Annotated in this window: 17 protein-coding genes; 13 read left to right on the top strand and 4 right to left on the bottom strand. The window is 73.0% G+C overall.

The genetic code is table 11. The features are described from left to right. Positions 1-55 precede the first annotated feature (55 nt). From ACGFZ2_RS02275 to ACGFZ2_RS02215, 13 genes are all read left to right on the top strand, one after another. The gene (locus ACGFZ2_RS02275) at positions 56-871 is read left to right on the top strand and encodes an IclR family transcriptional regulator (RefSeq protein WP_393265863.1); all 816 of its coding nucleotides are present in this window, start codon (positions 56-58) and stop codon (positions 869-871) included. A 256-nt stretch (positions 872-1,127) separates the two neighbouring features. Next, complete coding sequence (locus ACGFZ2_RS02270) at positions 1,128-3,230, top strand: hypothetical protein (RefSeq protein WP_393449234.1); 2,103 nt, start codon at positions 1,128-1,130, stop codon at positions 3,228-3,230. 32 nt (positions 3,231-3,262) lie between these two features. Next, positions 3,263-5,446, top strand: a complete 2,184-nt coding sequence (locus ACGFZ2_RS02265; protein WP_393449231.1) for a hypothetical protein — start codon at positions 3,263-3,265, stop codon at positions 5,444-5,446. A gap of 38 nt (positions 5,447-5,484) precedes the next feature. After that, positions 5,485-6,747, top strand: coding sequence for a Gfo/Idh/MocA family protein (locus ACGFZ2_RS02260; protein WP_393449228.1), 1,263 nt, complete (start codon positions 5,485-5,487; stop codon positions 6,745-6,747). Between the two features lie 23 nt (positions 6,748-6,770). Further along, positions 6,771-8,006 carry an ABC transporter substrate-binding protein gene (locus ACGFZ2_RS02255; protein ID WP_393265854.1) on the top strand — a complete coding sequence of 412 codons (1,236 nt, stop codon included), beginning with the start codon at positions 6,771-6,773 and terminating at the stop codon, positions 8,004-8,006. Positions 8,007-8,102: 96 nt separating this feature from the next. Next, positions 8,103-9,005 (top strand): sugar ABC transporter permease, encoded by a 903-nt coding sequence (locus ACGFZ2_RS02250; RefSeq protein WP_357692896.1) that lies wholly within the window; start codon positions 8,103-8,105, stop codon positions 9,003-9,005. Beyond that, positions 9,002-9,904: a carbohydrate ABC transporter permease gene (locus ACGFZ2_RS02245; protein ID WP_393265851.1), complete on the top strand. Its 903-nt coding sequence runs from the start codon at positions 9,002-9,004 to the stop codon at positions 9,902-9,904. Before ACGFZ2_RS02250 ends, ACGFZ2_RS02245 begins: the two co-directional genes overlap by 4 nt. Further along, positions 9,901-10,935 (top strand): NAD-dependent epimerase/dehydratase family protein, encoded by a 1,035-nt coding sequence (locus ACGFZ2_RS02240; RefSeq protein ID WP_393449225.1) that lies wholly within the window; start codon positions 9,901-9,903, stop codon positions 10,933-10,935. Before ACGFZ2_RS02245 ends, ACGFZ2_RS02240 begins: the two co-directional genes overlap by 4 nt. 2 nt (positions 10,936-10,937) lie before the next feature. Beyond that, on the top strand, positions 10,938-11,945 hold the full coding sequence (locus ACGFZ2_RS02235) for a dihydrodipicolinate synthase family protein (protein WP_393449222.1): 1,008 nt from the start codon (positions 10,938-10,940) through the stop codon (positions 11,943-11,945). Continuing rightward, on the top strand, positions 11,929-13,017 hold the full coding sequence (locus ACGFZ2_RS02230) for a hydroxyacid dehydrogenase (protein ID WP_393449219.1): 1,089 nt from the start codon (positions 11,929-11,931) through the stop codon (positions 13,015-13,017). Before ACGFZ2_RS02235 ends, ACGFZ2_RS02230 begins: the two co-directional genes overlap by 17 nt. Before the next feature lie 76 nt (positions 13,018-13,093). After that, a complete protein-coding gene (locus ACGFZ2_RS02225; RefSeq protein WP_393449216.1) occupies positions 13,094-13,933 on the top strand; it encodes a fumarylacetoacetate hydrolase family protein in 840 nt (279 codons plus the stop codon). Beyond that, a complete protein-coding gene (locus ACGFZ2_RS02220; RefSeq protein ID WP_393449213.1) occupies positions 13,930-14,868 on the top strand; it encodes a GNAT family N-acetyltransferase in 939 nt (312 codons plus the stop codon). The genes ACGFZ2_RS02225 and ACGFZ2_RS02220 overlap by 4 nt, the downstream gene beginning before the upstream one ends. A 78-nt stretch (positions 14,869-14,946) precedes the next feature. Further along, on the top strand, positions 14,947-15,801 hold the full coding sequence (locus tag ACGFZ2_RS02215; RefSeq protein ID WP_393449210.1) for an SMP-30/gluconolactonase/LRE family protein: 855 nt from the start codon (positions 14,947-14,949) through the stop codon (positions 15,799-15,801). Positions 15,802-15,925: 124 nt separating this feature from the next. Here ACGFZ2_RS02215 and ACGFZ2_RS02210 read toward each other — a convergent pair whose 3' ends face one another. The 4 genes from ACGFZ2_RS02210 to ACGFZ2_RS02195 form a co-directional block, all read right to left on the bottom strand. Next, complete coding sequence (locus tag ACGFZ2_RS02210) at positions 15,926-16,492, bottom strand: TetR family transcriptional regulator (RefSeq protein WP_393265837.1); 567 nt, start codon at positions 16,490-16,492, stop codon at positions 15,926-15,928. Continuing rightward, a complete protein-coding gene (locus ACGFZ2_RS02205) occupies positions 16,492-17,004 on the bottom strand; it encodes an FBP domain-containing protein (RefSeq protein ID WP_393450201.1) in 513 nt (170 codons plus the stop codon). The genes ACGFZ2_RS02210 and ACGFZ2_RS02205 overlap by 1 nt, the downstream gene beginning before the upstream one ends. A 293-nt stretch (positions 17,005-17,297) precedes the next feature. Next, the gene (locus ACGFZ2_RS02200) at positions 17,298-17,732 is read right to left on the bottom strand and encodes a hypothetical protein (RefSeq protein WP_393449207.1); all 435 of its coding nucleotides are present in this window, start codon (positions 17,730-17,732) and stop codon (positions 17,298-17,300) included. Further along, a complete protein-coding gene (locus ACGFZ2_RS02195; RefSeq protein WP_393449204.1) occupies positions 17,725-19,065 on the bottom strand; it encodes a molybdopterin-dependent oxidoreductase in 1,341 nt (446 codons plus the stop codon). The genes ACGFZ2_RS02200 and ACGFZ2_RS02195 overlap by 8 nt, the downstream gene beginning before the upstream one ends. Between the last annotated feature and the right edge of the window lie 23 nt (positions 19,066-19,088).

Below are 19,088 nucleotides of genomic sequence, written 5' to 3'. Positions count from 1 at the left end.
TACGCTGTTCGGCCTTGGCGAACAGTTCGGCTTCCCCCTGCCCGAAAGAAGGACCATGACCACCACCGAAGACGGGGACAGCTCCCGCTACCTGGTGCGCAGCGTCAGCCGCGCGGCCGAGGTGCTGGAGGCGCTGTCCGCCGCCACCCCGGGCGACGGGCTCAGCGTCACCGACGTCGCCCGCGCCTGCGGCCTGTCCAAGAGCGCCGCGTTCGCCACCCTGCACACCCTGTGCCACCACGGCCTGGCCGCCGACGACGGCGAGGGGATGAATCGGCGCTACCGGCTCGGGATGTCCCTGGCGCGCCTCGGCGTCCGCGCCCAGGAGCAGCTCTCGCTGCGCGACATCGCCCGCCCGGTGCTGACCCGGCTGACCCGCGACACCGGGCTCAGCTCCCGGCTGGCCGTCCCCGAGGGGGCGCACGCGGTCGTCGTCGACCAGGTCAGCAACGGCGAGCGGATCCAGATCGAGTTGCGGATGGGCACGCGCGAGCTGCCGCACTGCACCGGGCTGGGCAAGGCCCTGCTGGCCGAGATGACCCCACCGCAGGTCGCCGAGCTGATCGGCCGCGTCGGGCTGCCCCGGCGCACCGACCACACCATCTGCGACCTGGACTCCCTGCTGGCCCACCTGGCCGACGTCCGCCGCGCCGGGTACGCCCTCGACGACGAGGAGGACGCCGAGGGGGTGTTCTGCATCGGCAGCGCCCTGCGCGACCACACCGGCGCGTGCTGCGGAGCCATCAGCGTGACCGGGCTGAAGCTCGGCCTGCCCAGCTGGCGATACCAGGAGCTGGGACGACAGGTGCGCCAGGCCGCCGACGCCATCTCCGTCCGGCTCGGCCACGTCCCGGCGGAGCAGACCCCTTGACAGCGGGTTCACCTGCTGTTTAACGTTCCGCCAGCGTCGCGGCCCGGCCGCGACCGTCTCGGGCGAACCAGCTGGCTCCCGTCGTGCCGCAGCCCCGGCACCGGGCGTTCCGGTCAGCAGCTCCGCCGCCTGCGCGCCTCGCGCGTTTGCCCGACCTTCCCCCCGTCCTGCGGCGCCTCACGGCGGCCGCAGACCCCCCAGCACCGCCGTCCGGCGCACCCGCCGGCCGGCGGGACCGCGAAGGTTGAGGCTCTCCATGGGTCTACTTGGCACGTCCGTTCCCACCCCCCACGACCAGGTCCTGCGCGTCGACACTGTCGCCGACCTGGCCGACCTCACCCCCGCCGCGCTGACGGCCCGCACGCTGGTACGGGTCGCCGGCTACCACACCCCCGGCGACGGCGGCGGCATGCTGCTGCGCTGGGACCCCACCAGCACCGCCGCCGGCAACGGCGGCACCGTGCACGACCCTTACCCGAGCGGGCGCGGCGACCGGCGCGGCCGGTGGTCGGCCGTGCACGACGGGGTCGGCGACTTCCGGATGTTCGGGATCTTCGGCCGGGACACCCCCGCCGACGCCGCGCTGGACGCGATGGTCGCCGACCCGGCGATCCATCGGATCGAGGCCCACACCGACCTGCGCTTCGTCAAGCGGCACACCTTCGGCCGAAGCGACATCGAGCTGGACTTCGGCGGGCACACGGTGCACACCGACGGCATCGAGCGCAACACCCACGACAACCCGTTCGGCGCGGTGCTCTACTTCCGGGGTGCGGTGACCGACACGACGATCACCCACACCCTCACCGAGACCGTGCCCGAGCTGACCGACGTGTTCCCGGTGCCCGACTCGGGGCGCTTCACCGTCGGCCAGTGGTGGACCGCCACCAGCAATGCCCTCACCGGCGCCGACGAGCGCGAACTGCAGAAGATGGTCCAGGTCACCCAGATCGTCGACGGCACCCACATCCGGGTGGGCTACCTCAACGGCTGGGCGCTGGAGCCCGGACGCACGATCACCTGGCGGCGGGTCGAGCCGGTCCAGCGCGCCCACGTGCGCAACATGGTCTTCCTCGGCCACGTCGCCTTCACCGGCGAGTACCCCGGGTCCGGGCCGGACGACCGCGAGTACAGCGGCTCCCACCCGGTCGCCTACGAGTACGCGGTGCGCTGCGACGTCTCCGGCATCGACGCCACCGGCACCTGGTGGCCGGTGATCATGCGCCGCTGGTGCACCCACTTCACCACCGCCGACTGCACCCTGAAGAACCCGCCGACCGTGATGTACGGCGGTGCCGGCTACCTCACCCAGCAGATCTACTGCCTGTACGGGCACGTCGTGGACTGCCGCAGCTCCAACGCCCGGCACCTCAACGACCTCACCGCCTCGGCGTACTGCACCGTGGAGAACTGCCACGGCGACGGCGACGACGCCGGGGGCAACCCGTTCACCACCCACGGCCAGTACGAGCACGACCTCGTCTTCACCGGCAACTCCGGCCTGATGGACATCGCCAACAGCGGTGGCCAGTGGGGCATCAGCGCCAAGCGGATCACCGTCCGCCGGCACGTCTGCTCCTGGTTCGTCGCCGGCACCAAGATCACCGACCTGACCCTGGAGGACGTGCGGGTCGTCGCCCGCTCCACCTTCGACCCGGCCGGCACGCTCCAGGTCAACGCCGACGGCGCGCAGCTGCGCGGCTGCTCGGCGCGGACGCTGAGCATCGCCCAGCGCTCGACCCGTTCCCGCCGGCCCACGGTCGTCGCCGACTGCGACTTTGACCAGCCCGCCGGCACGGTGATCGTGCAGACCCCGGTGAGCAACCCGGTGCACTTCGTCCGAACCACCTTCCGCGGCCTGGACGGCGCGATCATGCGCGGCGCCGGCCCCGTCCACTTCACCGACTGCACGCTGACCGGGGCGCCGGGCGCGGCGCCGCTGCTGATCGGCGCGGCCGAGGTGGTGGTACGCGGCGGCACCCTGACCGACACCGGCATCGAGCTGTCGGCCGTCCGCGACCAGCGCCTCGTCGTCGACGGCGGCGCGGTGGTCACCGGCAGCAACGCCCGCCGGGCGCTGCTGACCCGGGCCGCCGGCACCGGCGCGGTCCGGATCGAGCTGGGCGACTACCGCAGCGCGGCGGCCGACGCGGAGACCGCGCACGTGCGCATCGACACCGGCGTCAACCGGTACCGGGCCGTCGGCGCCCGCTTCTCCGGCGGGCGGCTGGCGCTCGCCGACGCGGCCTTCGGCGCCGCCTCCACCCTGCTGCACACCGGGTGCGTCGAGGAGGGGGTCGCCCGCGAACTGCCCGCCGACTCCGCCCGCGTCGCCACCGGCGACAACCTCACCCTCTGATCGCCTCGGCCCCTGCAAGAGGAGATACCCCCATGGACCGTTCCGAACCGACCTCCCGCCGCACCCTGCTGCGCGCCACCGGGGTCGGCGGGCTCGCCCTCGCCGGCGCCGCCCTCACCCTCGCCCCCGCCACCGCCGCGTCCGCCGCCCCCGAGCCCGACAGCACGGCGAACCCCCTGGCCCCCGGCCTCGACGCGGTCCTGCACGTCGGCACCGTCGCCGCCCTGCTCGCCCTGAATCCCGGCACCCTGCAGGACGGGCGGGTCGTGCACGTCGACGGGCACTACGCCGCCGGCGACGGCGGCGCCCGTTTCGTCCGCTGGAACGCGGCCAGCACCGCCGCGGGCAACGGCGGCACCGTGCTCGACCCGCACGGCGACCGGCCCGGGCCCGGCCGCTGGCTCCAGCTGCACGACGGCGTCGTCGAGTTCCGGCACTTCGGCGTCTTCGACGCCAAGACCCCCGCCGACGCCGCGCTGGACGCCATGGTGAACGACCCGTCGGTGCACCGCATCGAGGCCCACTCCGACCTGCGCTTCGTCAAGCGGCACCGGTTCACCCGCAGCGACCTCGTGCTCGACTTCGGCGGGCACACCATGTCCACCGACGGGATCGAGGACGCCGGCCGCGACGACCCGTTCGCCGCCGTGCTGTTCTTCCGTGGCAAGGTCACCGACGAGGTGCGCACCCACACCCTGACCGAGACGGTCCGGGAGGGCTGGGACTCCTTCCAGGTCGCCGACTCCGGTGCGTTCGCCGTCGGCCAGTGGTACGCCGTCGAGGTCAACCAGCTCGCCGGCCGCTGGGAGAAGGAGCTGCAGAAGCTCGTCCAGGTCACCCAGATCGTCGACGGCACCCACATCCGGGTCAACTACAAGAACGGCTGGGAGCTGGCCCCCGGGCGCACCCTCACCTGGACCCGGGTCGAGCCGGTCAGCCGGGTGCACGTACGCGACCTGGTGTTCACCGGCAACGGCGCCGACCAGTACACCGGCTCCCACCCGATCGCCTACGAGTACGCCGTGCACTGCGACGTCGCCGACGTCGACGCCACCGGCACGTTCTGGCCGGTGATCATGCGCCGCTGGTGCACGTACTTCCACACCACCCGGTGCACCCTGAAGAACCCCACCTCGGTCACCTGGGGCGGCGCGGGCTACCTGACCCAGCAGATCTACTGCCTGTACGGGCACGTCGAGGACTGCCGCACCTCCAACGCCCGGCACCTCAACGACTGGACCGCCTCGGCGTACTGCTACGTCACCAACTGTCACGGCGACGGCGACGACCAGGGTCCGTTCGTCACCCACGGCCAGTACGAGCACGACCTCGTCTACACCGGCAACTCCGGGCTGATGACCTTCGCCAACTCCGGAGCGGCCTGGGGCTCGGCGGCCAAGCGGATCACCGTGCGCAAGCACGTCTGCTCCTGGTTCGTGGCCCGGGTGAAGGTCACCGACCTGACCCTGGAGGACGTGCAGGTCATCCGCAAGACCGGACTGGCCGGCTCCGGGATGATGTGGGTCAACGCCGACGGCGTGCAACTGCGCGGCTGCTCCGCCGACGACACGCTGATCATCTCCCAGCAGTCCACCCGGTCGCAGCGGCCGAACGTCATCGAGGGCTGCTCCTTCACCCTCGCCACGGCCGGCACCGACGTGGTGCAGGCCAGCGTCACCACCCCGGTGCACCTGGTCCGCACCACCCTCCGGGGGGTCGACGGCCACACCTTCAGCGGCACCGGGCGGCTGCACCTGACCGACGTGACGTTCGTCGGCGCCCCCGACGCCGCGCCGGTCACCGTGAAGTCCGCCGACCTGCGCCTCTCCGGCGGCACGTTCACCGACACCGGCATCCGCCTCGCCGGCGCCGCCGACCAGCGGATCAGCGTCGGATCCGGGGCGGTGTTCAGCGGGACGAACGCGGCGAAGGCGCTGCTGTCCCGCGCCGCGGCCACCGGCGTCGTGCGGTGGGAACTGGGCGGCTACCGCAGCAGCACCGTCGACGCCGGCACCGCCCACGTCAGCGTCGACGCCGGCACCAACCGGTACTCCGCCGTCGGGGCGCAGTTCACCGGCGGGAAGCTGCGGCTGGCCGACGCCGGCTTCGGCGAGGGGTCGTACCTGCACCACACCGGGTGCGTCGAGGAGGGCGTGGCCCGGGAACTGCCCGCCGCCTCGCCCCGGGTGCGCGACGCCGGAAACCTGACGGTCTGAGCGCGGCGACGGCGAGCGCGAGAGAAAGCGAGGAACAGGTGGAACAGCAGGACCGGCCGGTGCGGGTGGCGCTGGTGGGCGCCGGGAACCGGGGACAGACGTACGCCCGGTGGGTGGCCGCCAACCCCGCACGCGCGCGGCTCGTCGCGGTCGCCGACCCGCGCCCCCACCAGCGGGGGCTGATCACCGCCGCCCACCCCGGCGCGGCGGCGTACGCCGACTGGCGGGACCTGCTGGCGGCGGACGCGCCGGCCGACGCGGTCGTCGTTTCCACCCAGGACCGGATGCACGTGGAGCCGGCCGTCGCGTTCGCCAAGGCGGGCCGGCACCTGCTGGTGGAGAAACCGCTCGCGCCGACGGCGGACCAGTGCCGGGAGATCGTCGACGCGGTCCGCGCCACCGGGGTGCTGTTCGCCGTCTGCCACGTGCTGCGCTACACCCCCTACACCGACCTGGTGAAGCGGGTGGTGGACAGCGGGGTGCTGGGCGAGATCGTCAGCGTCCAGCACCTCGAACCGGTCGGCTGGTGGCACTACGCCCACTCCTACGTGCGCGGCCCGTGGCGGCGGGAAGACCTGGCCACCCCGATGCTGCTGGCCAAGTCCAGCCACGACCTGGACTGGCTCGGCTACGTCACCGGGCGGCGCATCGAACGCGTCGCCAGCTTCGGCGGGCTGCGCCACTTCCGGCCCGACCAGGCCCCGGCCGGCGCCGCGCAGCGGTGCCTGGACTGCCCGGTCGAGCCGGACTGCCCGTACTCGGCGCCGAAGCTGTACCTGCCGGTGCTGCGCGAGCACGGGCCGATCTGGCCGGTCAGCGTGGTCACCGACGGCACCGACGAGGCCGCGCTGGTCGAGGCGCTGCGCACCGGCCCGTACGGACGCTGCGTCTACGCCGGCGACAACGACGTCGTCGACCACCAGGTCGTGGCGATGGAGCTGACCGGCGGGGTCACCGCCACCTTCACCATGGCCGCCTTCACCGAACAGACCCACCGCCAGACCCAACTGTTCGGCACCCACGGCTCGCTCTCCGGCGACGGCGAACGGGTCCGGGTGCACGACTTCCGCACCGACCAGATCGAGGTCCTCGACGCCGGCACGGTCGGCGGGTCCACCGCCGCCGACGACCACGGCGGCGGCGACACCGGGCTGATGGACGCCTTCGTGCGCGCCGTCGCCACCGGCGACGGCCGGCACATCCGGTCCGGACTGGACGAGACCCTCGCCAGCCACCTCGCGGTCTTCGCCGCCGAGGCGGCCCGGCACACCGGCACGGTCGTCACCGTGCCCGCGCAGTGAACCATTCAGAGAGGAACGGACAGATGCGAGTTCGTAGGTTCGCGCCGGTCGCGGTCGCCGCGCTGGCGGCCGGACTGCTCACCGCGTGCGGCGGCGGGTCCGACGCCGGCGGCGACAAGCAGAACGTCACCATGTGGATCTACCCGGTGATCCCGGACGAGGCCACCCACCGGGGCTTCTGGGACAAGCAGGTCGCCGCGTTCGAGGCCGACCACCCGAACGTCGACGTGAAGGTCGAGATCTTCCCGTGGGCCAAGCGGGAGGAGTCACTGACCACCGCGATCGCCGGCGGCAAGGGCCCCGACGTGGTCTACCTGATCCCCGACCAGCTCGGGAAGTTCGGCAAGATGATCGAGCCGGTCGACGAGTACCTGCCGGCCGACGCGAAGGCCGACTACCTGGACAACCTCCGCGAGGCGGTCACCCAGGACGGCAAGATGCTCGGCGCGCCCATCCTGACCAGTGCCAACCCGCTGATGTGCAACGCGAAGGTGTTCGCCGCCGCCGGCGTCACCGAGTACCCGAAGACCTGGGCGGACCTGCTCGCCCTCGCGCCGACGTTCAAGGCCAAGGGCTTCGACGTGACCAACTACTACGCCGACCCGAACGCCACCCTGAACCAGTCCTTCTACCCCCTGCTGTGGCAGGCCGGCGGGGACGTGTTCGGCGCCGACGGCAAGTCGGTGGCGTTCGACGGCCCCGAGGGCGTCAAGGCGCTGACCTTCCTCAAGCAGCTCGTCGACGGCGGCTACGTGGAGAAGGACCTGCTCACCAACATCCCCGCCTTCGAGCAGACCAACGTCGCCAAGAACAAGGTGGCCTGCACCTGGCAGCACGTCCCGGCCGACGTCGAGACGTTCTGGGGCAAGGAGAACATCAAGATCTTCCCGCCGCTGACCGACGTCAAGAGCGTCGGCTACGGCGCGGTGGGCAGCCTGTCGATGCTCAAGGGCAGCAAGGCCAAGAAGGCCGCCGGCGAGTGGATCACCTTCGCCACCCAGCCGTCCGTGGCCACCGCGTACGACACGGCGGGCGGCTACTTCTCCACGAAGAAGTCCGCCGGCTCGCTCTACGCCCAGGACCCGGTCAACGGCGAGCTGGAGAAGACCCTGCCGAGCATGACCGTCGGCTCGCTGAACGAGAAGAGCCGCGAGGTGATGGGCGTGCTCGGCCCCGAGATCCAGGCCGCGCTGATCGGCAAGAAGACCCCCGAGCAGGCCCTCGCCGACGCGGCCAAGGCCGCCGACGCGCTGCTCTGACCCACACCGGCCCGCCGTCGCCGCGTCGCGGCGGCGGGCCGGGCACCACTCGACCGGCCACGTCGGCCGGTCCGTACCCGCGAAGAGGATGGCGAGATGGCCGTACCTGCTCAGCTGCCGGCCCGCAGGGCCCGGCGGGTGATCGCCCGGCGCGAGGCACGATGGGGTCTGCTCTTCGTCCTCCCCGCGTTCCTGCTGTTCCTGGCGTTCCGCTTCGGCCCGGCCATCGCCGGGCTGGTGCTCGGCTTCATGGAGTACACGATCGGCGGCGACGCCGAATGGACCGGGCTGGACAACGCCCGCCACCTGGTCGACGACCCGGTGTTCTGGCAGTCGCTGCGGGTCACCGTCGTCTACACCCTGCTGTACGTGCCGCTGACCGTGGCCGTGTCGGTCGGGCTGGCACTGCTGGTCCGGCGCGGCTTCCGCGGCGTCGGCTTCTTCCGGTCGGTGTTCTTCCTGCCCGTGGTCACCAGCCTGGTCCTGGTCGCCACCGTCTTCTCCTGGGTGTTCTCCTCCGACGGCCCGTGGTCGCGGATCATGGGCTGGCTCGGCCTGCCCGACGACTCGTGGCTGGCCTCCAGCGCGCTGGTGGTGCCGGCGCTGGCGCTGGTCGGCGTGTGGTCACACTTCGGGTACGGCATGCTGATCGTGCTGGCCCGGCTCCAGGACCTGCCCAGAGAGCAGGAGGAGGCGGCGCTCACCGACGGCGCCGGCCCGTGGCAGCGGTTCCGCTGGATCGTGCTGCCCCAGCTCAAGCCGGTCCTGTTCTTCCTGCTGGTGATCGAGACCACCGCCTCCTTCCAGGTCTTCGACCTCGTGTACGCGATGACCGGCGGCGGCCCGGCCCGCGCCAGCTACACCCTCGTCATGGCCCTGTACGACCAGGGCTTCAAGTACTTCGACCTCGGCTACGCCAGCGCGATCGGGGTGGCCCTGTTCGTGATGACCCTGGTCGTCGCCCTGGTGCAGCGGCTGGCCCTCGGGAGGAACAAGTGACCGCCACGAGCACGGCCCCCACGCCCGCGCCCACCACGCCACCCCCGCCGGCGAAGCGGCGGCGTCGGTCGTACCGGGCGTTGCAGCCCGGACCGGCCGGCACCGCGCTGCGGTACGTGCTGCTCGCCGTCGCCAGCGTGGTCACCCTGTTCCCGTTCTACGCGATGGTCGTGTTGAGCCTGAAGCCGACCGCTGCCGTCGAGTTCCCCGGCAGCCTGCTGCCCTGGCCGATCGACCTCGACGCGTACGCCACCGTGCTCGACTCGCGGGACATCCTGCGGTGGCTGCTGAACACCACGATCTACTCGGTGGTCAGCGTCGTCGCGGTGCTCCTGCTCGCCGCGATGGCCGGGTACGCGTTCGCGAAGAAGCGCTTTCCCGGCCGGGAGACGATGTTCTGGTCGTTCCTGGCGATGGTGATGGTGCCCTACCACGTCACCCTCATCCCGACCTTCATCCTGATCGCGAAGGTCGGCGGGGTGGACACCTACTGGGGGCTGATCCTGCCGACGCTCGCGAACGCGCAGGCGGTCTTCCTCATGCGGCAGTTCATCCAGGGCCTGCCGGACGAACTGTTCGAGGCGGCGCGCATCGACGGCGCGTCGGAGTGGCGGATGTTCGTGCGGATCGTGCTGCCGCTGTGCAAGCCGATCCTGGCCACCCTCGGCGTGTTCGTCTTCCTGTGGCACTGGAACGACCTGCTCTGGCCGCTGATCATCGGGCAGAGCGGGGACATGCGCACGCTCACCGTCGGCATCGCCTCCCTCCAGCAGGAGAACGTGCCGCTCAACGTCATGCTCGCCGGCTCGGTCGTCGCGTTCGTGCCGATCTTCGCCGCCTACCTCGTCGGCCAGCGGTACTTCACCGAGGGCGTCACGATGTCCGGAATCAAGGGATGAGTAGACCAGTGTTCAACAGTGAGTCCGAGTTGGAGGACCGGCTGGCCCGGCCGTCGGCGGCGCTCGTCGCCGACCTGGCCGGCGACTCCGGCGACCTGGTGGTGCTCGGCGCCGGGGGCAAGATGGGCCCGTCGCTGTGCCGGCTGGCCCGCCGGGGGCTCGACGCCGCCGGCCGCACCGGCGACCGGGTGTACGCGGTGTCGCGCTGGTCGGACCGGGCGGCGGCCGACGCGCTGGCCGCCGACGGGGTGGAGCCGGTGTCGTTCGACCTGCTGGGCGACGGCGACCTGGGCGGCCTGCCCGACGCCCGCGACGTGATCTTCATGGTGGGCGCGAAGTTCGGCACCGCCACCGCCCCCTACCTGGCCTGGATGGTGAACGCGGTGCTGCCCGCCGCGGTGGCCCGCCGCTACTCGGCCGCCCGGATCGCCGCGTTCTCCACCGGCAACGTCTACCCGATGGTGCCGGTGACCTCGGGCGGCTGCGTGGAGACCGACCCGACCGGCCCGGTCGGCGACTACGCGATGAGTTGCCTCGGCCGGGAGCAGGTCTTCGCGCACGCCGCCGCGACCCGGGGCACCCCGGTCGCGGTGCTGCGGCTCAACTACGCCGTCGACCTGCGCTACGGGGTGCTCGCCGACATCGGGCAGGCGGTGCTGGCCGGCGACCCGGTCGACGTCACCACCGGCCACGTCAACGCGGTCTGGCAGGGCTACGCCAACGAGGTCGCCCTGCGGGCGCTGCGGCACGCCTCCGCCGACGTGTGCACCCTGAACCTGACCGGCCCGGAGACCGCGCCGGTGCGCCGGATCGCCGCCCGGTTCGGCGCGCGCCTGGGCAAGCCGGTGACGTACGCCGGCACCGAGGCGCCCACGGCGCTGCTCAACGACGCCACCCGCTGCCACGCGCTGTTCGGCTACCCGGACGTCCCGCTGGGCACCCTGATCGACTGGCAGGCCGACTGGCTGGCCGCCGGGCTGCCCACCTCCGGCAAGCCCACCAAGTTCGCCGTCCGCGACGGGAGGTTCTGACCGTGTCCCTGGAACTGCTGCGCGAAGGCACCGTCATCCCGGCGCACCCGCTGGCGCTGACCGCCGACCGTCGCCTCGACGAGCGACGGCAGCGAGCGCTGACCCGCTACTACCTGGCCGCCGGGGCGGGCGGACTCGCCGTCGGCGTGCACACCACCCAGTTCGCCGTCCGGGAGGCCGGGCTGCTGCGGCCGGTGCTCGCCATGGCCGCGGAGACGGTCGACGCCGAGGCCGGCCGGCCGGTGGTGAAGGTCGCCGGGGCGTGCGGACCCACCGTCCAGGCCGTCGCCGAGGCCGAACTGGCGGCCGGGCTGGGCTACCACGCCGTGCTGCTGTCCCCCGTCGTGCCGGGCGCCGACGAGGCGTACCTGCTCCAGCGGGCGCGCGCGGTCGGCGAGGTGCTGCCGGTGATCGGCTTCTACCTCCAGCCGGCCATCGGCGGCCCGCGCCTGTCCCCGGCGTTCTGGCGGGCGTTCGCCGACCTGCCGTCGGTGGTCGCGGTGAAGCTGGCCCCGTTCGACAGGTACCGCACGCTGGAGGCGGTGCGCGGGATCGCCGCCGCCGACCGGGGCGCGGAGGTGGCCCTGTACACCGGCAACGACGACCACATCCTCGGCGACCTGCTCGGCGAGTTCGCCGGCCGCCGGTTCGTCGGCGGGTTGCTCGGCCAGTGGGCGGTGTGGACCCGGGCGGCGGTGGCGATGTTCGACCGGGTGCGGGCGGCCCGCTCGGGCGACGCGGCGGCGCTGGCGGAGCTGACCGTCCGCGCGGCGGCGCTCACGGACGCGAACGCGGCGGTGTTCGACGCGGCGAACGACTTCGACGGCTGCATCGCCGGGGTCCACGAGGTGCTGCGCCGGCAGGGGCTGCTCGACGGGGTCTGGTGCCTCGACCCGGCCGAGGGGCTGTCGCCCGGCCAGGCCGAGGAGCTGACCCGGGTGACCACCGCCTACCCGTGGCTGACGGACGACGACTTCGTCGCGGAGCGTCGCGATGACTGGCTCCGGTGAGCCCTCCGGGGCGGCCGGCAGGCCAGAGGCGCCGGACGGCCGGCCCGTGACCACGCTCCCCGGCGGGCACCGCCCGGTCACCGTGGTGTCCGTACCGGCCACCCTGCGCGCCCAGTTCTTCCCGGACCGGGTCGGCGACCGGCTGACCGCCGTCACCGACGCCACGCTGGTCGACGATCACGCGGCACTCACCCGCACCGACCTGGCGCCGCTGCTGGCCCGGGCCGAGGTGCTGGTGACCTCCTGGAGCGTTCCTCGGCTCGACGCGGCCCTGCTGGACCGCTCCCCCGCGCTCCGGCTGATCGCGCACACCGGCGCGTCGGTCAAGCCGTTCGTGACCCCCGAGGTGTTCGCCCGCGGCATCACGGTCACCCAGGCGGGGCAGGGCATGGCCCGGTCGGTGGCCGAGGTCGCGCTCGCGTTCACCCTGGCCCTGCTGCACCAGACGCCCCGCTTCGACCACGCGCTGCGCGGCGGCACGAGCTGGAGCCGGGCGGAACAGGCGCCACCCCGGCACGAGATCCTCGGCTGCCCGGTCGGCGTCGTCGGCGCGTCCCGCACCGGGCGGGCGTACCTGGAGCTGGTCCGGGCCCTGGGGGCGGAGGTCAGCGTGTACGACCCGACCCTGACCGCGGCGGACGTCGCGGCGCTCGGCGCCCGGCTGGTCGGCCTGGACGAGTTGCTCGCCGGCAGCCGGATCGTCGCGCTGCACGCGCCGACCCTGCCGGAGACCCGACACCTGCTCGGTGCCCGCGAGCTGGCGCTGCTGCCCGACGGCGCCGGTCTGGTCAACACCGCCCGGTCCTGGCTGGTCGACGAGGCGGCGCTCGTCGCGGAGCTGTCCCGCGGCCGGATCGACGCCGCGCTGGACGTCTTCGACGAGGAGCCGCTGCCCACCGGCCACCCGCTGCGGGCGCTGCCCAACGTGCTGCTCACCCCGCACCAGGCCGCCGGGACGGTGCAGGGTCGCCGCCGGCAGGGCGAGATCGTCGTCGACGAGATCATCCGGCATGTGACCGGTCTGCCCCTCGCCCACGCGGTGACGCCCGAGATGCTGGCCCGCACGGGCTGACCCGCCGTCCCCCACCCGACCCGTACGCGCTGGACCCGGGCCCGCCCGCGGCCCTGCCGTCGCCAGAAAGGACATCATGAAGTTCATGCGAATCGGCCCGGTCGGCGCCGAGCGGCCGGTGCTGTTCGACGGTGCCAACCACTTCGACCTGAGCGGGATCACCGCCGACATCGACGCGGCGTTCCTCGCCGCGGACCCCGTCGGGCGCGTCCGAGCGGCTGGGCCGCTGCCGCTGCTCGACGTGACCGGGGAGCGGATCGGCGCCCCGATCGCCCGGCCCGGGGCGGTGCTCTGCATCGGGCAGAACTACAGCGCGCACGCCGCCGAGTCCGGAGTCGCCCCGCCCGACGAGCCGATCCTGTTCCACAAGTCACCGAACACCGTGGTGGGCCCGTACGACCAAGTGCTGGTTCCGCGTGGCTCGACGAGGACCGACTGGGAGGTGGAACTGGCCGTGGTGATCGGAAGACGCGCCCGCTACCTGGACTCCCCGGCTGAGGCGCTGGCCCACGTGGCGGGGTACGCGGTCACCAACGACGTGTCCGAACGGGACTACCAGTTCGCGGACCCCGGCGGCCAGTGGTCCAAGGGCAAGTCGTGCGAGACCTTCAACCCGCTCGGCCCGTGGCTGGTCACGCCGGACGAGGTGGGCGACCCGCAGGCGCTGCGGCTGCGTTCGTGGGTCAACGGCGAGCCTCGGCAGGACTCCCGCACCGTCGACATGATCTTCGACGTGGCGTACCTGATCTGGCACCTGTCCCAGTTCACCGTGCTGGAACCGGGCGACGTCCTCAACACCGGCACCCCGCAGGGGGTGGCGCTGTCCGGCCGGTTCCCCTACCTGGCGGCCGGCGACGTGATGGAGACGGAGATCGACGGGCTCGGCCGGCAGCGCAACGTGCTCGCGCCCGCGTGACCGCCCCCGTCGAGTACCGTTCGGCCACGCCGGCGGACGTACCGTCGCTCTACGCCACGTGGGCCGAGGCGTTCACGGACGCGCACGTGACCCGGCTCTACGCCCACGACCGCGACCGCTTCCGACGCACGTTCGTCGCGGTGGAGGCCGGAGCGGTCGTCGCCGCCGTCTACTACCTGCCCCGCCGGGTACGCAACGCCGCCGGCGGCGCCGACCTGGTCGGCGGGATCGCCAACGTCGCCACCCGGGTCCAGGCACGCGGGCGGGGTCACATCCGCCGCCTGCTCGACCTGGCCGTCGCGGCGATGGCGGCGGACGGCTGCGCCTGGTCGTTGCTGTTCACCGGCACACCGGGCGTCTACCTGAGCAGCGGCTACCGCACGTTCACCCTGCGCCACCCGAGCGGTCGACCGGCGGCGGGCGTCCCCCTGCCACCGGACTGGACCGTGCGGGCACAGTCCCCGGTGGACTGGGCGGAACTCGCCCCGGTGCACGAGTCGTTCAACGCCCACCGGCCGCTGAGCACCGTGCGGGACGCCGACGACTGGCGGCTCCGGGTGCCCGTCTGGTACGCCCCACCCACCGAGATGCTGGTGGCCCGGCACCGCGGCCGGACGGCGGGTTACCTGGCCGCGCAGTGGTCTCCCGGGCGCGTCCGAGTGGTCGAGGCCGCTGCCTGGCCTGACCGGCCGGAGGCCCTGCGCGCCCTGTTCAGCGCCGTCGCCCGCACCGCCGCCGAACGCGGCGTAGGGCACTGTGTGGCCCGGCTGCCGGCCGACCCGGCGATCGAGGCGGCACTACCGTGTCTCCTGGCCGATCCGGTGACCGAGGCCGACACCACCGGCATGGTCCGGCCGATCCACGCGGCGCCCGATCACCTGGCCGCGATCACCGGCGCGCCCGGGGCCTTCCACTGGCCGGCCGACTACCTGTGAACACCGGACGAGCCGCACCCCGTCGGCGACGGTGACATGGGGCAGCCCACGCCACGTACGGCACACCAGGGAGGTTCGATGGTCGTCGCGGAACAGGTCACCCCGGCGGTCGCGGGACACGGCGAAGGGCCGGTGTGGTGCCCCGACGACCAGCGGCTGCGCTGGGTCGACATGCTGGTCGGGGACATCCTGGCGCTGGACCCGGTCACCGGGGCGGTCAGCCGCCGGCACGTCGCCCCGGTGGTCGCGGCCCTGCGCCCGCGATCCGGCGGTGGCCTCGTCGCCGCCGTCGAGCGGGGCTTCGCGCTGCTCGGGGACGACTCGGTGGAGTTGCTGCCCGAGCTCTGGTCGGACCCGTCGATCCGGATGAACGACGGCGGATGTGACCCGCTCGGGCGCTTCTACTGCGGCTCGATGGCGTACGACGCCGCGCCGGGTCGGGCCGCGCTGTACCGGCTCAGCCCGAGCGGTGCCGTCGAGACGGTGCTCACCGGGCTCACCGTTTCCAACGGCCTGGCCTGGACCCGGGACGGCGGGACCGCCTGGTATGTCGACTCGGCCACCCACCGGATGGACGCCTTCGCCTTCGACCTGGCCACCGGCGAGCTGCACGGCCGACGGCCGATGGTCGCGGTGCCGCCCGACGCGGGCACGCCGGACGGGCTCTGCCTCGACGTCGAGGGCGGTGTCTGGGTCGCCCTGTGGGATGGGGGCGTCGTCCACCGGTACGCCCCGGACGGCCGCCTCACCGCCGTCGTGGAGCTGCCGGTTCGGCGCCCCACCGCGTGCGCGTTCGGCGGCCCCGACCACGCTGACCTCTACATCACCACCTCCCGCCAGGGCCTGTCGGCCGACGACCGTTCCCCGGCGGGGGCACTGTTCCGGATCCGACCCGAGGTGCCGGGGTTCCCCGAGCACACCTTCGCGGGCTGACAGCGGCGCCGAGCCCCGATCGCGCGCCACGTCTCGCGGTACAGGTGACCACCCGCCGCTGATCGCCAGGGGGCGCTCGTCGGCGACCAGCGCGTCACGGTCGCCGGCAAGGAACGGGTGTGGTTCAGCGTCGGCCCGTCTCTGCTCCGATCGCCGACAGCATGACGTCACGAGCCGGCACGGGTGAGTCCTCGGTGATGCGGGTGAGCCCGGCGAGCCCGACTCCGAGCATGAGGATCCGCCAGGCGGCCGTTCGCGCCTGCGCGGCCTCGGAGTCCCCGGCCAGGACCGAGGCGAGGACGTCGGTCAGCCGGGAGAGCGTCTCGACGTAGCTCCTCGCGACGAGGGGACGCTGCTGCGCGTGTGCGCCCGCCTCGGCCCACCGCGCCAGCGCGTGCCCGTCCCCGTCGGTGCTCACGAGGTCGGCGAAGAAGAGCACGAGCGCGTCGTACGCGTCGAGGCCGTCGACGTCGCGCTCGTACTCGTCGATCTGCTGCGCGGCGTAGTGCCGCCAGGCCTCGGCGGCGAGTTCGTCGGTTGACGCGAAGTGGTGATGGATCTGGCCCGGTGACCCGCCAAGTTCGTCCGCCACGATTCTCGCCGTCACCGCACTCAGGCCGTCGCGCTCGACCACGGCGGCCGCCGCCTCGACGATCGAGCGGCGCCGCTCCGCACGCGCCAGGTACGCCATCATCGCCTCCCTCGTACGGTTCTCGGAGTGCTCGACACCGAGCGTAGGAACGCGACGGTACGCATCCGCAGCCCCTCCCTGCGCGCCCGGATGATTTCGTCAACCGGTGGGTCGAGCGGTCCGAGGACGGGCGCGCTGTGCACCTTCGTGGCGCAGTCGAGGTCGGTGCACACGAGGATGCCGAGCGTGCTCAGCCGCTGGCGCTTGTCCGCGGAGGGGCGCGGCGCGGAGAAGAGGGCGACCTCGTTGAAGCGCCGCATGAAGTGGCACAGCGAGCACATGACCGCTCGCCCGCCGAGTTCGGCCCGGCTCGGACTCTGGCGGAGCAGGGCGCCCGACGCCGTGCCGTCGATGTCGGTGACCAGGTAGGCCCGCAATGGCGCTCGGGGATCTCGCCACCCGAGGTAGTCGAGCTTGCCCCACGCGACCTCGTCGAACCAGGCCGGCAGACGCACCTTGCTCTCGACCGCGTCCAGGTTCGCGATCGCACCGCGCACCTCGTCCCGGCTCATGACCCGCACGACGTCACCTCCCAGTAAATCTGTACATGCTTACAACTTGTAACTCGATACAAGTTCCCTGTCCACTCGATTTCCGGTGCGATCCGCCGTCCGAACTCCTTCGCCAGCAGCCGGAGCGCCCGCCTCATCGACCCCCCGCGCCGAGTCCCCGTCCACCTGCCGCGTCCCCGAGCACCACCGAGGTCGCAGGGCGTCGCGAGCCCAGTCGTCAGACGCCGGCGAAGCCTGGCCTGGCGTCGCGAGCCCAGTCGCCAGAGGTCGGCGAAGCCTGGCCTGCGGAACGGTCAGCGCCGCCGCAACGCGTAGAGCGCCGCGCTGGCGGCGAAGAGCGCCCCGCTGATCGCCAGCCAGCGGACCAGCAGCGGTCGCGGGGCCAGGCCGGTCGCCGCCGTGTATGTCTCGTCGCCGAGACCGAGGATGCCGGGAAGGTAGACGAGTAGCAGCAGCCCGGCAGCAAGCGCGGGCACCCGCACGTGGTTCAGCGCCGACGGTGTGCCTCGGTGCCCCGGGGCGGCGCGCAGCCCCCGGTCGATCAACGCGTAGACCGGGAACAGGAGCAGGTCGTGGGCGATGACCGCGCCGAGGAACCAGAGCAGCATCCCGCCTGCGGCCGGTTCCCCGGACAGCCGCAACGCGATCCAGCCCGTCACTGCGAAACAGCCGAGCAGGAGCAGCAGGTGCCAGGGCGCGGCGCCGTAGCCGCGCCGGAACTCAACCATCGGCACGTTCCTCGAAGGTGATCTCCCGGACCCACTTGGTGCAGTGCACGCCGGGCAGTGCCGGCACGATGATCCGCGCCGGGTAGCCGTGGTCGAGGGACAGGTCGACGCCGTTGACCCGCAGGGCGAGCAACGATTCCGGGTCGCGGACCTGGTTGGGCTGCAACCGGGTCTGACGGAACAGGCCGCTCCGTTCCAGCGATCGGACCCGTGCCGGGGCGGACTCGGGCACGCCGACCAGGGCGGCGAGGTCGCGCAGCCGCACCCCGGTCCAGGTCTGCGCCGTCGACCAGCCCTCGACGCAGGCGATCGGCAGGTCCGCGGTGTGCTGGGCCATCGCGAGCAGGCCGACACGGTCCAACTCCACGGTGCGGCCGCCGCCCCGCACGCTGAGCCGCCAGTTCGCCCCGGTGTCGACGGGCTGGATGCCGGCTGCGGCAGCGCTGCGGTTCACCGGGAAGCCGTTCGGCCCGTCGCCGTGCCGCCGCCCCCGAGGCAGCAGCAGCGCGGTGCGGCGCGGCACGCCGTCCAGGCTCTGCCCGACGGTCAGCGCCGCGAGCAGCAGCGCGCCGCCCCCGGTCAGGGCCAGGACTCCGCGTCGGCTCATCGTCGCCGCACCGGGGCGCCGGGCAACCAGACCGTCCGGGTCCGCCGGCTCCGGTCGGGTCCCGGCCGGCGGGGTACGCGCGAAGCCCGGACCGCGCAGCGCGGAGACCATCCGGGGCAACTTGATCGCCACGTGCGTGACCAGGGCGGCGGTGAAGACCCAGGCGCCGTACCAGTGCGCGGTGTAGAAGTCGAACCCGAACAGGTAGGCGTACTGGATGTCGAGCAGGCCGGTGGCCATCTCGAAGAGGATCCCGCCGACCAGCAGCAACAGCGACAGTCGCTCCAACGCCTGAGCCGTCGATCGAGCCGGCGGCCAGTCGAACAGCTTCGGCACCACCGACCAGAGTTTGGCCAGCACCACCGGCACCAGCACGATGCCGAGTGTCACGTGCAGGCCCTGGGTGACCCGGAACAGCCAGGCCGGGCGGGTCGGCCAGTCGAAGACGGGCGGGTGCAGCCAGCCCACGTCGCGGGGAAAGGCCTGGCCGAGGCGGGGACCGTAGGCGATCCAGTCCAACAGCCCGGTGATGATCACCAGCGGTAGCGCGGCAAGCAGGACGGCACCGAACACCGAGGTCAGCCACGGGCCGCGTACCGGGCTGCGCCAGGCGCCGGCGGCCGCCTCGGCACCCGGTGGGCGGTGCCGGTCCAGCGCCCGCCACAGCCGCGCCGGGTAGGCGTACCCCTGGCTGTCTGTTGTCCCGGCGGACGGCCGGGGTGGCACGGCGGAGGGCTCGGGCCGGCCGG

This window comes from Micromonospora sp. NPDC048063, assembly GCF_043202855.1.
Taxonomy (GTDB): Bacteria; Actinomycetota; Actinomycetes; order Mycobacteriales; family Micromonosporaceae; genus Micromonospora.
Note: the sequence above shows the minus strand (reverse complement) of the source record. Positions and strands in the feature narration are given on the sequence as shown.